We start from the raw sequence: 1,864 nt of genomic DNA on the forward strand, positions 1-1,864 counted from the left end.
CGCATTTCCCCTTGCTCGATGCAAATTTCCCTTGTCCAAGCATCAAGTATTTGTTGGGATGGATGGAGACATTCACTCCCCCGGCAATGGCTACTTCACATCCCCCGCTTCGTAAGCCTTGACATGCCAGGTGAATGGCCGTTAACGAGGATGAACACATCGTATCTACCGCCATGCTCGGACCATGGAAATTACAGAAATAGGACACTCGGTTTGCTATGGAGGAAAGTGTACCTGACAAAACGATATGATTCCCTTTGATTTGCTCTTGTGCCCCATAAAGTTGATACTCTTCATTGATTACTCCAACATAAACCCCTACGTTCCCCTTCAATCCAAATGCCTCATTTTTCCCCAGGCTATCTCTGGTGTACCCCGCATCCTCCAACGCTTCATAAACACACTGCAGGAACAATCGCTCCTGTGGGTCCATGATTTCTGCTTCTCTTGGTGTGATATGAAAGAAGAGTGGATCGAATTGATCCACTCCCTCTATAAATCCTCCCCATTTGCTATAGGTTTTCCCTATTTTGTTTTTGTCTTCGTCGTAATATAACCTGTGATCCCAACGCTCTTGCGGAATCTCCGTTATACAATCCTTGCCGCTTTTAAGATTCTGCCAAAACTCTTCCATCGTCCTCGCTTGGGGATACCGCCCTGCCACCCCAATGACGGCTATGTCCATTCCCTCGTTTTCTCTTCGTGCTTCTTGTACACGCAGGGCAGATCTGTTTCTTGGATTACGGCCGCCCGTTTGCATGTGGATCAAACGGTTCCTTTGGGGCACCGGCTTTACCGATTTGCCCATTCCCTTCTGGGGCGCAGTCTGGTTTTCCTCGATTCCCAATATCTTCGGCAGTTGCTCTGGGTACTGCTCGATGAAATATCCTGCCAGTGTCTGAAGATTTTGATACTCAAAAAACAGAGTTTTGGGTAAAGAACCGAAGTCTTTTTCCAATTCACCTGTTAACTTCATGACCATGATGGAATCAATGCCGTATTCTTCAAAAAAGGCATCTTCCTCGATTTGTGTTTCAGGTATTTTAATAACGAAAGATAGGCTCTTTTTAAAATAGCCTATGACTTTTTCACGAAATACTTCTTCCCCTATATCAAATTTGTTTTCTCCCTTTATTTGGTCGGTAAATATTTCCACCCCGTATAATCCAGCTAATGTTTCAGTATGTTGTTGGATTAGATAGGTAGCAAGACTATGAATATTTTTTTGTTCGAACATAATTTTTGAATTAATATCAAGCATATATTTTTGATTAAGTTTGTTAATAAATTCAGTTATCAATATTTGATCAAAACCATAATCAGTTATTTCTGTAAATACATCTATATCCTTTTGCTCTACTTTTAGGATATCGGATGCCCAAGCTGTCAAGTCGTGCAGGGTTCTTTTAAAAATTATGCTTTCCGTTTCTTCATTTTGTCCTTTTAAATCCTTCATCAACTGTATACATTCTTCCAAACTCATATTGTTTTCTTTTATTTTTCTATATAACAACTCGGCTTGATCGGTTATCATTATTCTAAACACCTCTAATTCAATAATTCTATAAATTGATCTTCCGTTAATCTACCTTCAATTACTTCATTAATAATATCCTGATAAAATTTATTATCATTTTGACCTGCGGTTGATCCAGATTCTGCAATATTTCTTTTAGTATGGGAAGCATGTGTCATTTTTCTAGATTTCGTTCCTCCCAGAAGATTTATTAACCGTTCTATTTCTCCCGCGACCACCATGACTTGATCTTGGCCCGATGCAAATCCCCGATAGAACGCTTCAATCCCTTGCGGGGTTTCCAAGGCCACGGCACCTGTATCTTGCCGCATCATGGCTTCAATCTCT

At 40.8% G+C, this 1,864-nt stretch carries 2 protein-coding genes; both read right to left on the reverse strand.

The features are described 5' to 3' along the window. Positions 1-1,534, reverse strand: a 1,534-nt coding sequence (locus HQN90_RS37920) for a beta-ketoacyl synthase N-terminal-like domain-containing protein (protein WP_275942659.1), incomplete at its 3' end; no start/stop codon positions are given. A 14-nt stretch (positions 1,535-1,548) separates the two neighbouring features. Continuing rightward, positions 1,549-1,864, reverse strand: a 316-nt coding sequence (locus tag HQN90_RS37925) for a hypothetical protein (protein WP_173227980.1), incomplete at its 5' end; no start/stop codon positions are given.

The sequence above is a fragment of the Paenibacillus alba genome (genome assembly GCF_013204855.1).
Classification (GTDB): Bacteria; Bacillota; Bacilli; order Paenibacillales; family NBRC-103111; genus Paenibacillus_E; species Paenibacillus_E alba.